Below are 17,186 nucleotides of genomic sequence, written 5' to 3' on the forward strand. Positions count from 1 at the left end.
TAATCTGCGCAAAGGCATCGCATATCGTGTCCTATTCTGTGAGCCGTGCATCGGCGGGGTGCATCACCATCCGTGTTGGCCAACCACGCTCCTCATGTGATGCAGGATGAATCGCCCGACCCTCATTCTCCCCATCTTGCGCCATGCGCATCCGCACCAACACCCTGCTCGCCACGGCACAGATTCCCAATGACGGGGGCGAGCTGCGGCTCTTTCAACGGAACGAGGATTTCGCGATCGAGGTGGTGGGCATCGCTGGTGAGCTCATGAGCACCGCGATCCACGGATCAGAGGATGCATTGGCGGACCTCGCCTTGAAGCAACTGAAGGACACGAGCCGGGCGCGCGTGCTGGTCGGCGGGCTGGGCATGGGCTTCACCTTGGCCGCCGCACTGCGCGGCGTGGGCGCGAAAGGCGAAGTGGTTGTGGCTGAATTGGTGCCTGAGGTGGTGGAGTGGAACAAGGGTCCCATGGGCGAGCGCTCCGGCAATCCCATGAAGGACCCGCGCGCCAAGGTGTTCGTAGGCGATGTGCTCGAGCTGATCCGCACCGAGCGTGATGGTTACGATGCCATCCTGCTCGATACCGACAACGGCCCCGAAGGATTGACGCAGCCCAGGAACAACCGCCTTTACTCGCACCGCGGCCTTCGTTCCGCCTATGATGCGCTGCGGCCGCACGGCGTGCTTGCTGTTTGGAGCACGCATCCGGATGCGCCATTCACCAAGCGGCTGGCGATGGCGGGCTTCCGCGTGCGGGAAGAGAAAGTGCATGCCCACGGCAGCAAGGGCACGAAGCACCATTTGTGGTTCGCGTCGCGAACATGACCAGCGCCCGACCCATGTCCGTGATCAACCGCTTCTTCGCCGCCTTCGCCTCGGGCGATGCCGCAGCCATGGGTGCTTGCTACGCCGACGATGCCCGCTTCCGCGATCCGGCCTTCGGCGACCTGGATGCCAAGCAGGTGCGTGCCATGTGGCAGATGCTCATAGGGCGAAGCAAGGACCTGCGCATCACGTTCAACGTACTGCGCTCGGATGAGCGCAGCGGCGCATGCGAGTGGCATGCGCATTACACCTTCGCTTCCACGGGACGCAAGGTCCACAACGTGATCCGCAGTGAGTTCACGCTGCGCGATGGGCTGATCGTGCAGCAACACGACCGATTCAACTTCTGGCGTTGGAGCCGGCAGGCGCTGGGGGCCGTGGGTTGGCTGCTCGGATGGACGCCCTTGGTTCAGGGCAAGGTGCGCCGAACGGCTCGGAACGCGCTGGACAAGCACCTTCGCCAAGGCGCCTGAGCACCAGTGGTGAATGCGGGCCTCTACATTCGCGCCGCGCTCGGAGAGGTGGCAGAGCGGTCGAATGCGGCGGTCTTGAAAACCGCTTTACCTACGGGTAACGGGGGTTCGAATCCCTCCCTCTCCGCCAAGGCCCGTAGGGCCAATGGTGGGGTTGGAGCCTTATCCGCCGGACGGTGGATAAGGCGAACTAATGAGTCCAATCCTGACCGCGTTCCTGCGGCTCCACAGCCGGTCTTTCGGGGCACTGTTCAAAACTTCCTGCCAAGAAATTTGGCAAAGGCCTGGTCGTGATGCTTAATTGGGCGTCACGCTACCGACGGATTTCCTGTCAAGCGGCCACATCGAACAGCAAACCACCATCAATCATGGCAACGGAGATAAACAAGGAGAAATTGAAGGCTCTTCAACTCACCATGGACAAGCTGGAGAAGACCTTCGGCAAGGGTGCCATCATGAAGCTCGGCGACGACGCGATTGAGCAGATGGAAGTGATCCCCACAGGGTCCCTCGGACTGGACCTGGCGCTGGGAGTCGGTGGCTATCCGAAAGGCCGCGTAGTCGAGATCTACGGACCCGAGAGCTCGGGCAAGACCACCCTTGCCGTTCATGCCATTGCTGAGGCGCAGAAGAAAGGCGGCATCTGCGCGATCATCGATGCAGAGCACGCCTTCGACCGCTTCTACGCAGAGAGCCTGGGCGTTGACACCGAGAATCTGCTCATCAGCCAGCCCGACAACGGCGAGCAAGCGCTGGAGATCGCCGACAACCTGATCCGCTCCGGCGCCATCGATCTCCTGGTCGTGGACAGTGTTGCTGCGCTTACTCCTCGCGCTGAGATCGAGGGCGAGATGGGCGATAGCGCCGTAGGCATGCAGGCCCGCTTGATGAGCAAGGCCCTGCGCAAGCTCACGGGCACGATCAGCAAGACCGGCTGCTGCTGCATCTTCATCAACCAGTTGCGCGAGAAGATCGGCGTGATGTTCGGCAACCCTGAGACCACTACAGGCGGCAATGCGCTGAAGTTCTACGCCAGCATCCGCCTCGACATCCGCCGGGTGACCCAATTGAAGGAAGGGGAGAACGTGATCGGCAACCGCACCCGGGTGAAGGTGGTGAAGAACAAGGTGGCGCCGCCCTTCCGCAAGGCCGAGTTCGACATCATGTTCGGCAAGGGCGTGAGCAAGACCGGTGAGATCATCGACATGGCCGTGGAGTTGAACATCGTGAAGAAGAGCGGAAGCTGGTTCAGCTACGAGGACAACAAGCTTGGCCAAGGGCGCGACGCCGTTCGCCAATTGCTGGAGGATAACCACGAGCTCTGCGCAGAACTCGAGCATCGAATCAAGGAAGCGGTGGCTAAGACCGAGCAGCCGGTCATGGCCTGATGGGTTGCCCCGCTACTTTTGAAGGCCCCGGATGGTGAAACCGGGGCCTTCGCCTTTCCATGGGACAACCTATCGCCTTCCTCGCGGCATTGCCGCTGATCCTCCTTGGTGCGTGCAATGCGGCAACGGAAGCCGGAGCGGAGGAAGCGCCCCAGGAGGGAAGCCTCGCTTGGATCGAGCAGCGCATCATCGAGCGGCCGACGGATCCGGGATCCTTCGCCATGCGCGCGCGTTTCTTCGAAGCTCTCGATAGCACGCGTCTCGCTGAGGCGGATTGGAAGCGGGCCATCGCCCTCGACAGCCTCTCCGCGGAATGGCGCATCGCCTTGGGCAGCCTGTACTTCACCAAGCTGCGGGTGCTGGATGCGGAAGCCGAACTGAAAGGCGCCATTGCCGTTGAGCCGGGGAGCATCGACGCACGGTCGAAGCTCAGTGAGGTGTACCTGATGCAAGGGCGCTATACGGATGCCATGGCCATGGCCAACGAAGCGCTGCGCATAGACCCCCTCAACGGAAGCACCTATAACCTGAAGGGCTGGATACACCGGCTTGCGGGCGATACGAACTTGGCCATCAGCAGCTACCAGACCGCCATCGAGCGGGATCCTGAGCTGTACGATAGCTACGTTTCACTCGGTGTGCTGCATGCTGCAAGGCACAATGACCTGGCGCTGTCCTATTACGACAACGCGATCGCTCTGCGCCCCGGGAGCATCGAGGCGCTCTATAACAAGGCCATGTATGCGCAGGAGCATGGCCGAGACAGCTTGGCGCTCGCGCTATACGCCCGCATGAAGGAGATCGATCCCGATTACCCAGCGCCGTATTACAACACCGGGTACATCATGTTGGAGCATCAGCGGCGCATCGCTGAGGCTCGGATCGAGTTCAGCATGGCCATCGCGAAGCTGCCCACGTACGTGCAGGCTTATTACAGCCGGGGCGTCACCTATGAGTTGGAAGGAGAGCTCGACAGCGCATACGCGGACTACAGGCTGGCCATCCGATTGGATCCGCAGTACACGGATGCCGCATTGGGCTTGAATCGTCTAGCGGAGAAGGGAGTGAAGGTGAAGCCTCGCTGAGCAGCGCGGCGAGATCAGGCTGACGGCGGCCAAGCTCGCCAAATGGAGATGGCGCCCATGGCCACCACCAGCCCGAGCACGATTCTCCGGAAGCTCTCCTGCGGGATCCGCGCGAGCAATTGCTTGCCGATCCAGCTGCCGCCGAAACTCGCCACGGCCATGGCCGGCAGGTAGGCGAGCACACCAGCGGACATGAAGCCCTGTGAGGCATACACAACGGAACGGCTCAGGTCCACGCCCATGTCGATCCATGCACTGGTGCTCACGAAGGCATTCTTGGAGAGGCCGAATGCGGCCAGTGTGACCCCGCGCACCGCCCCTCCGGTCCCTGCCAATCCGGCAATGGCTCCGCTGACCGCCCCGCCCCAAATGGCATTGCCCCTCGTGGCCTTCAGTTTCCATTGGCTACGGATGAGCAGCAGCACGCCCATGCATACGAGCAGTGCACCAAGCAGCAAGGAGAGCATGCGCTCATCGAATCGCGCCGTGAGCCGCGCGCCCACGATGACTCCGATGACGGCTGGAATCCCGAGCCAAAGGAGGAGCCAGCGTGAGACCCCTTCTCGGAAGAGGACCATCTTGGCGCCGTTGCTGAACACATGGAACAGTGCTGTGAGTCCCAAAGCCTGATCGAAGGGCAGGAAGAACCCTGCGAGCGGCATCACGAGCATGCTGGAACCGAAGCCCCCGACGGTGCCGAGCACTTCCGCTGCAAGCAGCAGCACGAAGAAGGCGATCGCCTCAGGAGCCACGCCCCGAACTTAACGGCTGGCCAACTGCTCCAGCTTCGCCATGTTCTTGATCATGATCTCTCGCCCTTGGGTCTCGATCATGCCCTCATCCTTGAGGTCCGTCAAGCAGCGGATCAGCGACTCAGTCGCAGTGCCTACTACGCTGGCCAGGTCCTCACGGCTGATCTTCACGCCGAGCGCGTTGGTTTGCTTCTCCGCGTAGCGTGCATGGATGCGCAACAGGGCCTGGCCAACCCGCTGGCGCACGCTTGCATACGCGAGCTGCAGAAGGTGCTGTTCCTTCTCCTTCACGTCGCGGGCAAGCATCTTGATGAAACGGATGCTCACATCGCGGTCCTTGTACAGCAAGGCGAGCAGGTCCTCGCGAGGCACCAGCGCAACTTCGCAGGCCTCCATGGTCTCCGCGGCCTCCAGCGCGGATCCGCCTTCGAGCAAGCCCATGTAGCCGATGAAATCGCCGGGGCCATGGAGGCCTGTGACGAATTCCTTCCCGTCGTTATTGATCTTGAAGGTGCGCGCCTTGCCGCTGATGAGGTAAGGGACGTGGCGCAGCTCATCACCTTCGTGGAAGAGCATCTCCTTGGCCGGCAGCTTGCGTGCCTTGCGGTCCTTGCTCAGCTCCTTCAAGGCCTCAAGTCCGCGCGCTTGGTCGAGGAACTTGTTCAAGCCATCCACGCCACCGTCGAATCCTTTGCGGAAGAGCTCGGAGCGCTTCAGGCGACCTTCGATCGCGTTGAGCAATTCGCTTTCCTCGAAGGGCTTGGTGAGGTAGTCATCCGCACCCAGCTCCATGCCTTTGCGGATATCGCCCCGCTCCGTCTTCGCGCTGAGGAAGATGAAGGGCAATTCAGCGGTTGCCGGGTCCTTGCCGAGCAGGTGCAGCACGCTGTAGCCATCGAGCTCGGGCATCATGATGTCGCAGAGCACCAGGTCCGGCTTCTCCTTCCGCGCCAATTCAATCCCTCTGCGCCCGTTCTCGGCCTTCATCACCCGGTAATTCGCGAGCTCGAGGATCTCGGCGGTGTTGTCGCGCATATCGGCATCGTCTTCGATCAGGAGTATGGTTCGCATGGGAGGGCAGGAGTGATCGATGTTCAGTTGGAAGCGGTCCCGTAATGCTGCGGCAGATCTACGGTGAAGATGGTCTCGCCCGGCTTGCTCTTGAAAGCGATGGTGCCGCCGAGCAGGTCCAGGTAGCGTTTCACGATGTTGAGCCCGAGTCCTGTGCCTTGGATGGTGGTCACGTTGCTGCCGCGGAAGAAGCGGTCGAAAAGGTGCTGCTGGTCCTCGGCGGGGATGCCCACGCCCTGATCGGTCACGGTGATGGTGAGACGCCCCTTGTCGATGGAAGTGCGGAGCACGACAGGCGTTCCGGCCGGGCTGTACTTCACCGCGTTGCTCACCAGGTTCGAGACCACATGCCCGAGCATCTGCGCGTCCGTGGAGATCACGCGCTCCTGGCCGTCGTGGTCGTAGTCGATGTGCTGGCCCGGCTTCGCCAAGCCCCGCAATTCCTCGATCTGCTCGATGCATTGGTGCACCACATCGACCTCTGCGGGCTGCACCTGCACGACGCCCTGCTCTATCCGTTCGAGCGAGAGGAATTCGTTGAGCATGGCCGTGAGCTCGCGCACCTTCGAGCGGATGCGTTTCACATGCTTGTCCACCTTCTCGTCTTCGCTGGCGTAGCGCGCGATCAAGTCGATGCTGCCCATGATGGTGCTCAAGGGCGTGCGGAACTCATGGCTCGCCATGCTCACGAAGCGGCTTTTCAACGCATGCAGCTCGCGCTCCTTCTCCAAGGCGCCTTTCAGCCCCTCTTGGGCTGCTTTCAGCTCGCTGGTGCGCTTTTCCACGCGGTCTTCCAGCTCAACATTGGTTCGCACCAGTTCATCTTCAGCCAGCCGCCGCAACGTGATGTCCGAGACCAGTGCCATCACATAACGCTTGCCATCCACCTCGAAATGATTCAGGCTCACCTCCACTGGGAATACGCTGCCATCCAGCCGCATGCCTCTGAGTTCCATCCCTGTGCCCATGCTGCGCTGCACCGGCTTCTTGTGGTAAGCGGAGCGGTGCGCGGCATGCTTCGCACGGATCGCATCGGGCAGCAGGTCCTCGATGCCGCGACCGAGGAGTTCATTATGGCCGAAGCCGAACATGCGTGCCAGGCTGGGGTTCTGCATCATGATGCGTCCGTCGGCATCCACAACCACGAGTCCCTCGGTGGCCGTCATGAACAGCAGCTCACAGACCCGTGCGGTATCGGATTCCGCGAAAGTTCCATCCGTGCTTCGCAGCATGGCGGCAAGGTAGCCGTCGATCTCCCGGAATCGCTTCATCGTGGCGGTCCGGCGGGCGAGATGATGGCTGCACCTGTGCGCTCATCATACACGCGCCATTTGCTCATGGGCTTGGCGTACAGATTCAAGGTGACCGCTCGACCGGGGCCCGGATTGATGAATCGATGGATGGCGCGACCGTTCGTGAGCACATCATCCGTGCCCGGGGCCATGTGATGCGCATTGATCAGGCTTAGGCCAGCTTCAGGGATGGTGGCATAGCACTCTTCCACCACCTCGCCCATCACCGGATGGATCCACGCGGTCTGGCTGTCATAGTCGTGGATGCTCGTGCGTTGGCCGGGTTCGTAGCAGATCACCAAGAGCTCGAACTGGTCGTTCCGGTGGATGCACGTCCGCGTATAATGCCGCGGATTCCAACGGAAATACGGCTCCAAGTCGCGCGTGGGCACTTCATAGCGCTGGAGGGTGGGGCCGTAGGACTCCGGATCGCGATGGCGGAGCAGCTCCTTCAGCAGCTCATCGATGGATCGAATGGGGTATGGGGACATAATACACGCGCCCAACAGGTCAGGGCTCCTGGCATCGCGAAACTACCGGGGGGGCGGAAGGCCATTCCTGACAAGTGTCAGGCGAAAGCATGAAGCATGATAGCTTGGCGCCATGTTCAAGACGGAAGAACTCGCCAAGGCATTGGAGCGGGAGGGCGTTCACCGCCAATTGAAGGCCGGAGAGGTGCTCATGACCGTGGGCAGCACCATCACCCACATTCCCATTGTCGTGAGCGGCAGCCTGCGCATCCTGGCGCAGAATGCGAAAGGCCAGGAGCGCTTCCTTTACCACATCATGCCTGGCGAGAGCTGCGCCATGAGCTTGAACTGCTGCAGCGGCATGCAGCCCAGCCCGGTGGTGGCCATCGTTGAAGAGGATGCGGAGCTGGTAATGATCCCCGCGCGCTTCATGGAGGAGTGGATGGTCTATCCCGAGTGGCGCCGATTCGTGAGCGATACGCAGAATCAGCGATTCAATGAACTCCTGGAGACCATTGAGGTGGTGGCCTTTGCCCGCCTCGATGAGCAGCTCTGGACATACTTGGTGAAGCGCGCCCAAGCCACTGGCGAGCATACCCTCAAGGTGACCCATCAGGACGTTGCGCAGGAGCTCAATTCCCCTCGGGAAGTCATCACCCGGCTCCTCCATCAGCTCGCTCAACGCGGGAAGGTGAAGCTAGCGCGCGGTTCGATAACGCTGGTCAGCACGGTAGCTTGATCAGTCCTGTGCCTTGGGCTGCTTCTTTGCGAAAGAGTTGGCCAGCAGGCCGCCCATCAAGGCTCCGTATAGGCTGCTGTTCACCGGGCTGCTGGTGATGGCACAGCTCCCGGATGCGCAACCCACGAGGCTGTAGTAGATGAAGCCAGCTGCAGCTCCCGCGATCGCAGCGCCCAATGTGATCAACCAGGCTTTGCTCATTTCGTCTTGCAGGTGCTGATCCCGAATGGCGCATAGAGCGGGCAGAAGCGGATGAAGCTGGTGAGCAGGAAGACGGCCGCAAGCGCGAGCAGTACCAAGCCCAAGGTGCCGCCAACGGTATCGGTGAAGTAGAGGATGGCCATCACGGCGGCGAGGATGACGCGCATCACGCGATCGGCAGTGCCCATGTTCGGCTTCATGTCAGCAGGTGTTGCTTGGCCAAAGATGCCCTGCGGTGCGGAAGCGGAGGGTGAGGATCATCACGCGGTTATGGATGGCACACTGCAGCTTCAGCACCGACCAGGGGTCCAACGGGGCTCAGGTAGGGGATGTCCAGTTCCAAGCCGCGGAGCACCAGCAGCACGGCCACTGTGCCAACCAGCACCGGTGATGCGCGGCGCAAAGCATGTCGCGCATGCTGTCCGAGCAAGCCGCTGCCCATGCGCAAGGCGAAGAGCATCGGCCATGTGCCCAAGCCGAAGAGCACCATGTAAAGCGCGCCTTGACCAGCTGCACCCATCACGGCAGATCCAATGGCCGCCGCATAAACGAGGCCGCAAGGAAGGAGCCCATTGAGAAGGCCCGTGAGCACCAATGCCTCCGGTGCGGTCCGCTTCAGGTTGCGGGCCAGTGAAGACCTCAACCTGCCGATGAGCAGCGCAGCGCGCGATCCGGGAAGCCAGCGCTCGAGCGCGCCAGGCACCGCAACGCTCAGGAGCAGGATGATCCCGGCGATGATGGATGACGCCTGCTGCAAGCCAACGAGCCTCAATCCATGTCCGAAGAAGCCGAAGGCAGCGCCGATGAGCGCATACGTCGCAACCCTTCCGCTATTCAGGAGCACCGTGCTCGAAAGGCGTGAGCGCCAATCGGGCCTGGGAGAGGGCACGGCCAGCGCGATGGGGCCGCACATGCCTAGGCAGTGCGCACTGCCTGCCACGCCGAGCAGGAGTGCCGTGCCCAGCAATGGGTTCATAGCACAACGAGTTTCTCAGCGCTGTGATACGTCACGCCGCCGCACTGCCATTCCAAGGAGGCGTCGTATCGGCCTGGCCAGAGGTCCAAAGCCTGGGTTTCGAACAAGCCGTCCTGGTCCGCCGCGATGGCCACCTTCTTGTCAGCGCGCGCATCGTTGGGCCGAAGCAGGTGCAGTTCGCCTGTGATCGCTTTACCTGCCAGTTCAGCGGGGAATTGGATGCGCAAGCGGCCCTTTCCCACCATGATCGCCACCGGAGCGCTCAGCGATAGCGCGCGCCCCTGAGCATCGATGCGCTGCTGATAGCGCAGCTCCTCGGCGTAGTACTCCTCGGTGACGAGCGATTCGGTGCGGCGTGCGCTGGCGATGCCGAATGCGGCCATCATCGCCGCGAAAGCGATCAGGCTGATTGCAAGTCCTTTCCCCCAGTTCATGTTCCAGGCGGTTTCATGGGTCCGACGAAAGAGGTGGTCACTTTCTCCAGCAGCTTTTCACCGCTGAACACACCGACGATCACACGGTTCTTCATAGCCGTCACAGCATCCTTCGGCAGGATCAGGAAGACCTCGCCGCTGGCGAGTTCGCCGGGCTGCAGCACGATGGGCCTGCCCACGATCATCACCTCGCCGCCATCGACATTCAGCACCTCGAATCGCAAGGGCAATTCGCGCGGCGTCTTGTTGGCCACCTTCAGCGCGTAGAGGTTGCTCACGCGTCCATCGGGGCGTTCCTGGAACAGCATGCCCGGCGTGCGCAGGAAGGTGGTGCGCGTCTCGCTGCGCGTGGCGATGAGCGCTCCGAGCGCGCCCACCAGCACCAGCAGCACCGCGGTGTAGGCCTTCATGCGCAGGTTGAAGGCGAAGGGCTTCTTCGCGGTGATCTCATCCTCGCTGGCGTAGCGCACCAATCCCTTGGGCAGGCCCACGCTGTCCATGATGTGGTCGCACGCATCGATGCATGCGGTGCAGTTCACGCATTCGAGCTGGGTGCCATTGCGGATGTCGATGCCTGTCGGGCATACGTGCACGCAGGCCTTGCAATCGATGCAATCGCCCTTGCCCACGGCGTTTCGATCCTCTCCTTTGCGCCAGCCCGAGCGCTGCTCGCCTCGCTTGTGGTCGTACGCGATCACCACGCTCTTGCGGTCGAGCAGCACGCCCTGCAAACGGCCGTATGGGCAGACGGTGGTGCAGGCCTGTTCACGGAAGAAGGCGAAGTTCCCGTAGAAGGCACCGCTGAAGGCCAGCATGGCGATGAGGCCAGTGGCATGCTCCGCTGGCGGCTCGGTGATGATGCGGGTGAGCTCATCGCTGCCGATGAGGTAGGCGAGGAAGGTGTTGCCGATGATGAAGCTGATGCTGAAGAAGGAAAGGTGCTTGATTGTCTTCTTTCCCAGCTTCTCAGCCGACATCGGCGCCTTGTTCAAGAGTTGCTGGTGCTTCCAGTCTCCTTCGATCCAATACTCGATGCGGCGGAACACTTGCTCCATGAACACCGTTTGCGGACAGGCCCATCCGCAGAAGAGGCGGCCGAAGGCCACCGTGAACAGCGCAACGAAGACAATGAAGGCGAGGAAGCCCACAACGAAGATCAGGAAGTCCTGGGGCCAGAAAGTCTGCCCGAAGAAGACGAAGCGCCGCTCGATCACATTGATCATCAGCAGCGGCTCGCCACCGATGCGCAAGAAGGGGCCGGCGAACAGGAGCGCGAGCAGGGAGTAAGCGAACCATTGCCTGCGCGTGGTCCACTTGCCGCTTGGTTTCTTCGGGTAGACCCAAATGCGCTTGCCTCGCTTGTCCACCGTGCTGATGGAGTCGCGGAAGCTCTCGTCGCGAGAGGCTTCGGCGCGGGCATCGCGAGCAGCGTGTGCGGGTTGCTGGGCCATTCGGTTCGGTTTAGGAGCCGCGTTCAGTGATGATTGTCAGCCACGATGCTCAGTCGACCGCAAAACTCCGGGTCTGTGCGTCGGATGGGCTGACAACCGTCAGTTCCGATGCGTGATATCGGTCACGCTGGACTCGATGCGATGGTTATGCCCGGGATCCGTCATAAATGAACCGGGCGCCCTGAAGGAGCGCCCGGAACCAAGGAACGTGATCTTCAGTTCTTCATGGCCACCTGCACCGTATCGATCATGGTGGCCGTGGAGTCTACGGGAGCTGCAGCATCCTTCCATAATTCGCCCTGAGGTGCTTTCTGCGTGGGGCCTCCGGAGCCTTGCAGGCTGAGGATGTAGCTGGCGATGGCCTGGATCTCGTTCGGCTTCAGCTGGCTCTTCCAGCTGATCATGCCTTTGGCCGGCACACCGTACTTGATGGTCTTGAAGACGTCCTTCACCCCGCCGCCATGCAACCAATAGGCATCGGTGAGGTTGGGGCCAACACTGGTCTCGGAGCCTGCGCCATCAGCGCCATGGCAGGCCGCGCAGTACGTGGTGAAGGTCTCCTTCGCGGCAGCAAGGGCGCTTGCGTCGTCGGTCAAGGTCACGGTGTTCTCATCCACCGACGCTCCGGCCTTCGCCACGAAGGCAGCCACATCGGCCTTCGCCTGCTCCATCTCGGCAACGTACTCCTCCTTCGAATCGTTCCATGTACCGGTCACGTGCATGTTCACCAAGTAGAGCACGCCCCATGCGATGGTGCCATAGAAGAGCCACACCCACCACGGCGGAAGCACGTTGTCCAATTCGCGGATGCCGTCATATTCATGATGCATGAGCAGGTCGCGCTCCTCCACCTCCTTGGCTGGCCGGCGGGTAAGGGCATCCATGAGCTTCGCCGCGATCGATGGGCGTTTCGATGCGACGGCGCTGGTGCTGCCTTGCTCCTCGAATACCCCGGTGATAGCGCGCATGGTGCCGCGAAGGAGATTGATCTGCACCATGAGCACGATGAAGAGGAACACATTGATCACGAGCAGCAGGTAGAAGAGCTCCTGGTGGCTCATGGTCGCCGTCGGCTCCACGTAGGCCTGTGCTTGCGCGCTTCCTGCAAGGAGCAGGAAGGGAAGGAGCACAGCGGCTTTGCTGTGCCGCTCGGTGAGCTTGCGCATCCAGCCCGTGCTGCCCATCATGGTGCGCAGGATCGAGCTCATGGCCAGGATCAGCACAACTTGCACCACGGCCAATCCCATCATCACGTAGTTCACGGTGCCGCTCACCGGGATCAGCGGCTGATCGGTGGCGGCTGGCGCCGCATCCTGCGCGGCAGCGGTGATCGCAACGGTTACCAGGGCGGCGGTTGCCAGCGCCCGGTGAAGTCGGGCAGGTTCAGTGCGCATGGTTCGTGGTGGCATTAGCGGCATCATCAGCCAAAGGCAGTGAGCTCATGTGGTCGACTTGGTCCCGTCGCATGGCGCGAACCCAGAAGAGCACGCCGACGAACAGGGAGAAGAAGAGGATGAAGGCGAGCACCGGGAAGAGGTCCACGTGATCGATGGAGGTCATGTGCCCTTTGATGAACTTGAGCATGGCTTCAGGTGCTATTGTTGGGCGGTTTCCTTGGCCTGGATGTCGGTGCCGAGGCGCTGCAGGTAGGCGATCAGCGCGATGATCTCCTTGTCCGCTGGCGCATCGATGCCATCCTTCTTCAACCCTTCGACGATGCCGTCGCGCTGTTGGATCAGATGGTCGTTGGCGCGCTCAGCGAAGCCGGGGCCATAGGGCTCCTGGTCATAGGGCACGCCCATGGTGAGCATGGCTTCGATCTTCTTCTTGGTGGTGGTGGTGTCGAGGTCGTGCTCATAGAGGTGCGCATACGGCGGCATCAGTGATCCCGGGCTCATGCTGGTGGGGTCGTACATGTGGTAGTAGTGCCAGCTGTGGCCGTACTTCCCTCCTTCGCGGAGCAGGTCTGGGCCGGTGCGCTTGCTGCCCCATTGGAAGGGGTGATCGTACACGAACTCGCCGGCCTTGGCGTATTCCCCATAGCGCTCGGTCTCGCTGCGGAAGGGCCGGATCATCTGGCTGTGGCAGGTGTAGCAGCCTTCGCGCACATAGATGTCGCGGCCCTGCAGCTCGAGCGGCGTATAGGGCTTCACATGCGTGATGGTGGGGATGTTGCTCTTCACCAGGAAGGTGGGCACCATCTCGAAGAGGCCGCCTATGGCCACGAGCACCAGGCTGATCACCAGCATCTGGATGGGTCGGCGCTCGATCCAGCGGTGCCAGTAACCGCCATCCTCGGGGGCGACTTTCTCCAAAGCAGGTGCTTCGGCATCCTCGTTCGCGATGAGCTTGCCGCTCTTCACGGTCTTCACCACGTTGTACACCATGATGAAGGCGCCCGTGAGGTAGAGCAGGCCTCCCAGCGCCCGCAGCCAGTAGGCCGGCTTGATCTCCACCACGGTATCGAGGAAGTTCTTGTACACGAGGTAGCCGTCCGGCGTGAACTGCTTCCACATGCCGCTTTGCCAGAATCCGGCGAGGTACAAGGGGATGGCGTAGAACACGATGCCCAGGGTGCCGAACCAGAAGTGCGTGTTGGCCAGTTTCACGCTGTAGAGCTTGGTGCCGAAGAGGCGCGGCACCATCCAGTACACGATGCCGAAAGTGAGCATGCCGTTCCAGCCGATCCCGCCGATGTGCACGTGGGCGATGATCCAATCGGTGAAGTGGGCCATGGCATTCCAGCTCTTCAGGCTCAGCAGCGGCCCCTCAAGGGTGGCCATGCCGTAGCAGGTCACGGCCACCACCATGAACTTGAGCACGGGGTCCTCGCGCACGCGGTCCCATGCGCCGCGCAGGGTGAGCAATCCGTTGAGCATGCCGCCCCAGCTCGGCGCGATGAGCATGATGCTGAATACCGTGCCCAGGCTTTGCGCCCAATCGGGCAGCGCGCTGTAGATCAAGTGGTGCGGGCCCGCCCAGATGTACAGGAAGATGAGCGCCCAGAAATGGATGATCGAGAGCTTGTAGCTGTAAACCGGCCGGTTGGCGGCCTTCGGCATGAAGTAGTACATGAGGCCGAGGAAGGGCGTGGTCAGGAAGAAGGCCACCGCGTTGTGGCCGTACCACCACTGCACCAGTGCATCCTGCACCCCGGCGTACCAGCTGTAGCTCTTGGTGAGCGAGATGGGCAGCTCGATGCTGTTGGTGATGTGCAGCATGGCCACCGTGACCCAGGTGGCGATGTAGAACCAGATGGCCACATACAGATGCCGCTCGCGCCGCTTGAGGATGGTGCCGAACATGTTGATGCCGAATACCACCCACACCAACGTGATCAGGATATCGATGGGCCACTCGAGCTCCGCATACTCCTTGCCGGTGGTCAGGCCCAGCGGGAGCGTCACGGCGGCGAGCACGATGATGAGCTGCCAGCCCCAGAAATGGATCCTGCCGAGCGCATCGCTGAACATGCGCGCCTTCAGCAGCCGTTGCAGGCTGTAGTACACGCCGGCGAAAATGGCGTTGCCGACGAAGGCGAAGATCACGGCGTTGGTGTGCAGCGGACGGATGCGGCCGAACTTGGTCCATTCCAGTTCGCCCAGCCAGGTGAAGGGCCGCACGATCCAGAAGTACCAGGCATCGGGCGGCGTGTTCTGCGCCACCATCTGCACGGCGGCGATCAGCCCCACGAGCATGCCCACGATGCCCCAAAGGATGGTGACGAAGAGGAAGTTCTTGACGATGCGGTTGTCGTACTGGAAGCGCTCAGTCATCGCTCAGGGATTGGTGGAGGTGGGGCCCGCTTCAGTGGCTGGAGCGGGCGGTTGGTCATTCAGCATGCGCACGGCAGGGGAGCGGTCATCATCGAACTGGCCGCTCTTCACGGCCTTCACGAAGGCCGCCAGGAAGAAGAGCGCCACCACGGTGCTCACGGCGATCAGGAGGAAGATGACGCTCATCAAGGATCGTCCTTTGCGCGGCGAAAGTGACTGTCACGCAAGTGTCGCAATCTGAGGTTGGTCATGAGCCATGCTGACATCCGTCAGGCCAGGCCCGTGATCAGCCTAGTCGTCTCCATTTCTTTCGCAGTTTCAACCAACTGCGAACTAGTGGAGATGAAGACCGCCGCGTTCGGGGCCCAGATGCTTGATGAACCGCTGCCTTGCATCAGGAGTTCATGCCATGAGCAGCCTGCGGGGTCAGCACTCTTGACCAAAGCGGACCTATGCATCTTCCAATGATGTCTCACCCTGTTCAGCCTTCTTGCTTCGCCAGGCTCAGTGCAGCGTCAACGATACCTTGGGACTAGGCCATTGCTTCGGCAGCGCCTCAAAGCGACGGGTGGGCAGTTACGCAAAGGAGCCTGCAGAGGAGATCCATCTCAAGCTTCGAAGACACCTTGTGGCTGCCCGGCAACCATGGAGCTGCGCGCTTGATGAGGTGAGTCGACATGAAGGCTGAGTTATCCACCCGGCTTTGCACCATTCATCGCACCCCGTTTCGGCAACTTGCCCAAATCCTCATCTTGGCAGCATGAAGCTCAAGTCGATCATGGCACTCGTGATCACCACAAGCCCATGCATCATCCAAGCCCAGGATGAGCCCAAGGGCCATCTCGGACTAGGGTTCGGCGTTGCATCCCCGTTGGGCGAGTTCAGGAGCACTGAAGGGGAGCGCGCGGGGTATGCCAGCGATGGCGCCGCGATCCAACTCGAGTTCGGCTATCTGCTGAGCGAGCGATTCGGAGTAGCGGCGATTGTGCGCGGCACGGGGAACGCGACGAATGACAAGGCCCTCAAGTCCGACTTCAACAATAGCCTTGGAGGATTGGACTTGAAGGTGGAACCCGGCCTATGGGTCACCGGCAGTCTGCTCGTCGGAGGCATGGGCGCCTTCCCGCTGAACGAGAAATGGTCCTTCACAACGCGGCTGCTCGTTGGCTTCGCCGGTGTTTCCTCGCCCACGTTGAAGGTGAGCACCCGCGATGGCAATCTGCTCGCCAAGCAGGAAGAAGGGCTGGCATCGGCGCCTACCTGCATGCTGGCGCTGGGCTTCAAGGTGAATCTCTCCGAACGATTCTGTTTGCTTGCAGGGGTCGACTATCAGGGTTTGAACGCGGACTTCAGCTCGGTGAAGATCGATGGGCCGTTAGGGCCCGGCACGGCCTCATTCAAGCAGGCCATTTCCATAGCCTCGCTTGGCGTGACCGCTGGATATCGTCTCTGAATAGACGCCATCGCAAGGTCGATAGCACCGCATTGTTTCCAGGTGAACAAGCCTGCGTACAGTACCGCGGGCCACCAGAAACCCATGACCCGGATGTTCACAATGGGCTGCAATTCACCCTTCGATTCACAGGTGCGGCGAGCTCCAACAGCAAGGGCGCCCTTCTGGACGCCCCTGCTGACTTTCACCGTTCCCGTAACTCGGGGATCGGCCATGCGCTCATTGCGGCGGCAACAGCACCTTGTCGATCACCACCACCAGGCCATTCGATGCGGGCGCTGTGCCCAGCACCTTCGCGTCGTTGATCATCACGATGCCGTCTTCGCCCACCGTGAATTTCGTATCGGCAAGGTTGGCCATGTTCAGCTTGCGACCGTTGGCCATTTTATCCGGAGCGAATACGCCAACAGCCACATGGTACTCCAGGATGTTCTGCAAGGCGGCCTTGTTCTCGGGCTTCATGAGGTCATCGAGCGTTCCAGGCGGCAATGCGTTGAAGGCGGCATCGGTCGGTGCGTAAACGGTGAATGGTCCAGCGTTCACGAGCACATCCTCATACTTGACGTGGAGCACGGCCTTCACTAAGGTGGTGTGGTCCGGCGATGCAACCGCGATCTGCACCACGTTCTTCTGGCTGAGCTCGTCTTTTACCGCGCTCTGACCAGCTCCGGGTTCATTCACTGCAGGTGCTGATTCATCAGATGCAGGCGTCTCACTGCCACCGCAAGCGATGAAGCATGGAAGCGCGATAACTGCGAACAGTGCGCCTGTTGATTTGAGGGTCTTCATGGATGTTTG

20 protein-coding genes and 1 tRNA gene are annotated in these 17,186 nt (G+C 61.3%); 7 read left to right on the forward strand and 14 right to left on the reverse strand.

The annotated features are described in order from the left end of the window. The first annotated feature begins 149 nt into the window (after positions 1-149). The 5 genes from IPK70_08750 to IPK70_08770 all read left to right on the forward strand — a co-directional run bounded on the left by IPK70_08750 (position 150) and on the right by IPK70_08770 (position 3,773). Positions 150-827, forward strand: a complete 678-nt coding sequence (locus IPK70_08750; GenBank protein MBK8227249.1) for a hypothetical protein — start codon at positions 150-152, stop codon at positions 825-827. Continuing rightward, positions 824-1,300: a nuclear transport factor 2 family protein gene (locus IPK70_08755; protein ID MBK8227250.1), complete on the forward strand. Its 477-nt coding sequence runs from the start codon at positions 824-826 to the stop codon at positions 1,298-1,300. The genes IPK70_08750 and IPK70_08755 overlap by 4 nt, the downstream gene beginning before the upstream one ends. Before the next feature lie 42 nt (positions 1,301-1,342). Next, a tRNA-Ser gene (locus tag IPK70_08760) sits at positions 1,343-1,430 on the forward strand. A 238-nt stretch (positions 1,431-1,668) separates the two neighbouring features. Then, the gene (gene recA / locus IPK70_08765) at positions 1,669-2,688 is read left to right on the forward strand and encodes a recombinase RecA (protein ID MBK8227251.1); all 1,020 of its coding nucleotides are present in this window, start codon (positions 1,669-1,671) and stop codon (positions 2,686-2,688) included. Between the two features lie 59 nt (positions 2,689-2,747). Beyond that, positions 2,748-3,773, forward strand: coding sequence for a tetratricopeptide repeat protein (locus IPK70_08770; GenBank protein MBK8227252.1), 1,026 nt, complete (start codon positions 2,748-2,750; stop codon positions 3,771-3,773). Positions 3,774-3,787: 14 nt separating this feature from the next. On the opposite strand, the gene IPK70_08775 is transcribed toward IPK70_08770, so the two are convergent. The 4 genes from IPK70_08775 to IPK70_08790 are packed head-to-tail and all read right to left on the reverse strand — an operon-like array spanning position 3,788 to position 7,379. Next, the gene (locus IPK70_08775) at positions 3,788-4,525 is read right to left on the reverse strand and encodes a sulfite exporter TauE/SafE family protein (GenBank protein MBK8227253.1); all 738 of its coding nucleotides are present in this window, start codon (positions 4,523-4,525) and stop codon (positions 3,788-3,790) included. A 9-nt stretch (positions 4,526-4,534) separates the two neighbouring features. Then, on the reverse strand, positions 4,535-5,596 hold the full coding sequence (locus IPK70_08780) for a response regulator (GenBank protein MBK8227254.1): 1,062 nt from the start codon (positions 5,594-5,596) through the stop codon (positions 4,535-4,537). A gap of 23 nt (positions 5,597-5,619) precedes the next feature. Continuing rightward, positions 5,620-6,828, reverse strand: a complete 1,209-nt coding sequence (locus IPK70_08785) for a PAS domain S-box protein (protein ID MBK8227255.1) — start codon at positions 6,826-6,828, stop codon at positions 5,620-5,622. A gap of 35 nt (positions 6,829-6,863) precedes the next feature. After that, complete coding sequence (locus IPK70_08790; GenBank protein MBK8227256.1) at positions 6,864-7,379, reverse strand: cysteine dioxygenase family protein; 516 nt, start codon at positions 7,377-7,379, stop codon at positions 6,864-6,866. A 112-nt stretch (positions 7,380-7,491) separates the two neighbouring features. On the opposite strand from IPK70_08790, the gene IPK70_08795 reads away from it, so the two are divergent. Next, a complete protein-coding gene (locus IPK70_08795; GenBank protein MBK8227257.1) occupies positions 7,492-8,097 on the forward strand; it encodes a Crp/Fnr family transcriptional regulator in 606 nt (201 codons plus the stop codon). Here IPK70_08795 and IPK70_08800 read toward each other — a convergent pair whose 3' ends face one another. The 9 genes from IPK70_08800 to ccoS all read right to left on the reverse strand — a co-directional run bounded on the left by IPK70_08800 (position 8,098) and on the right by ccoS (position 15,121). Beyond that, on the reverse strand, positions 8,098-8,298 hold the full coding sequence (locus IPK70_08800; protein ID MBK8227258.1) for a hypothetical protein: 201 nt from the start codon (positions 8,296-8,298) through the stop codon (positions 8,098-8,100). Then, positions 8,295-8,498 (reverse strand): DUF2892 domain-containing protein, encoded by a 204-nt coding sequence (locus IPK70_08805; protein ID MBK8227259.1) that lies wholly within the window; start codon positions 8,496-8,498, stop codon positions 8,295-8,297. Before IPK70_08805 ends, IPK70_08800 begins: the two co-directional genes overlap by 4 nt. Positions 8,499-8,566: 68 nt before the next feature. Continuing rightward, complete coding sequence (locus IPK70_08810) at positions 8,567-9,274, reverse strand: sulfite exporter TauE/SafE family protein (GenBank protein ID MBK8227260.1); 708 nt, start codon at positions 9,272-9,274, stop codon at positions 8,567-8,569. After that, on the reverse strand, positions 9,271-9,708 hold the full coding sequence (locus IPK70_08815; protein ID MBK8227261.1) for a FixH family protein: 438 nt from the start codon (positions 9,706-9,708) through the stop codon (positions 9,271-9,273). Before IPK70_08815 ends, IPK70_08810 begins: the two co-directional genes overlap by 4 nt. Further along, the gene (ccoG, locus tag IPK70_08820) at positions 9,705-11,159 is read right to left on the reverse strand and encodes a cytochrome c oxidase accessory protein CcoG (protein ID MBK8227262.1); all 1,455 of its coding nucleotides are present in this window, start codon (positions 11,157-11,159) and stop codon (positions 9,705-9,707) included. The genes IPK70_08815 and ccoG overlap by 4 nt, the downstream gene beginning before the upstream one ends. A 215-nt stretch (positions 11,160-11,374) precedes the next feature. Then, positions 11,375-12,553, reverse strand: coding sequence for a c-type cytochrome (locus tag IPK70_08825; GenBank protein MBK8227263.1), 1,179 nt, complete (start codon positions 12,551-12,553; stop codon positions 11,375-11,377). Then, entirely contained in the window at positions 12,543-12,743 is a 201-nt protein-coding gene (locus tag IPK70_08830) for a CcoQ/FixQ family Cbb3-type cytochrome c oxidase assembly chaperone (protein MBK8227264.1), read from the reverse strand. Before IPK70_08830 ends, IPK70_08825 begins: the two co-directional genes overlap by 11 nt. An 11-nt stretch (positions 12,744-12,754) precedes the next feature. After that, the gene (gene ccoN, locus IPK70_08835) at positions 12,755-14,935 is read right to left on the reverse strand and encodes a cytochrome-c oxidase, cbb3-type subunit I (GenBank protein MBK8227265.1); all 2,181 of its coding nucleotides are present in this window, start codon (positions 14,933-14,935) and stop codon (positions 12,755-12,757) included. A gap of 3 nt (positions 14,936-14,938) precedes the next feature. Next, positions 14,939-15,121 (reverse strand): cbb3-type cytochrome oxidase assembly protein CcoS, encoded by a 183-nt coding sequence (ccoS, locus tag IPK70_08840; GenBank protein MBK8227266.1) that lies wholly within the window; start codon positions 15,119-15,121, stop codon positions 14,939-14,941. Positions 15,122-15,695: 574 nt separating this feature from the next. On the opposite strand from ccoS, the gene IPK70_08845 reads away from it, so the two are divergent. Beyond that, complete coding sequence (locus IPK70_08845) at positions 15,696-16,388, forward strand: hypothetical protein (protein ID MBK8227267.1); 693 nt, start codon at positions 15,696-15,698, stop codon at positions 16,386-16,388. 219 nt (positions 16,389-16,607) lie between these two features. Here the strand turns inward: IPK70_08845 and IPK70_08850 are convergent, their stop codons facing one another. Continuing rightward, positions 16,608-17,177, reverse strand: coding sequence for a fasciclin domain-containing protein (locus IPK70_08850; protein ID MBK8227268.1), 570 nt, complete (start codon positions 17,175-17,177; stop codon positions 16,608-16,610). Positions 17,178-17,186 lie beyond the last annotated feature (9 nt).

The sequence above is a fragment of the Flavobacteriales bacterium genome (genome assembly GCA_016712535.1).
Lineage (GTDB): Bacteria > Bacteroidota > Bacteroidia > Flavobacteriales_F > PHOS-HE28 > PHOS-HE28.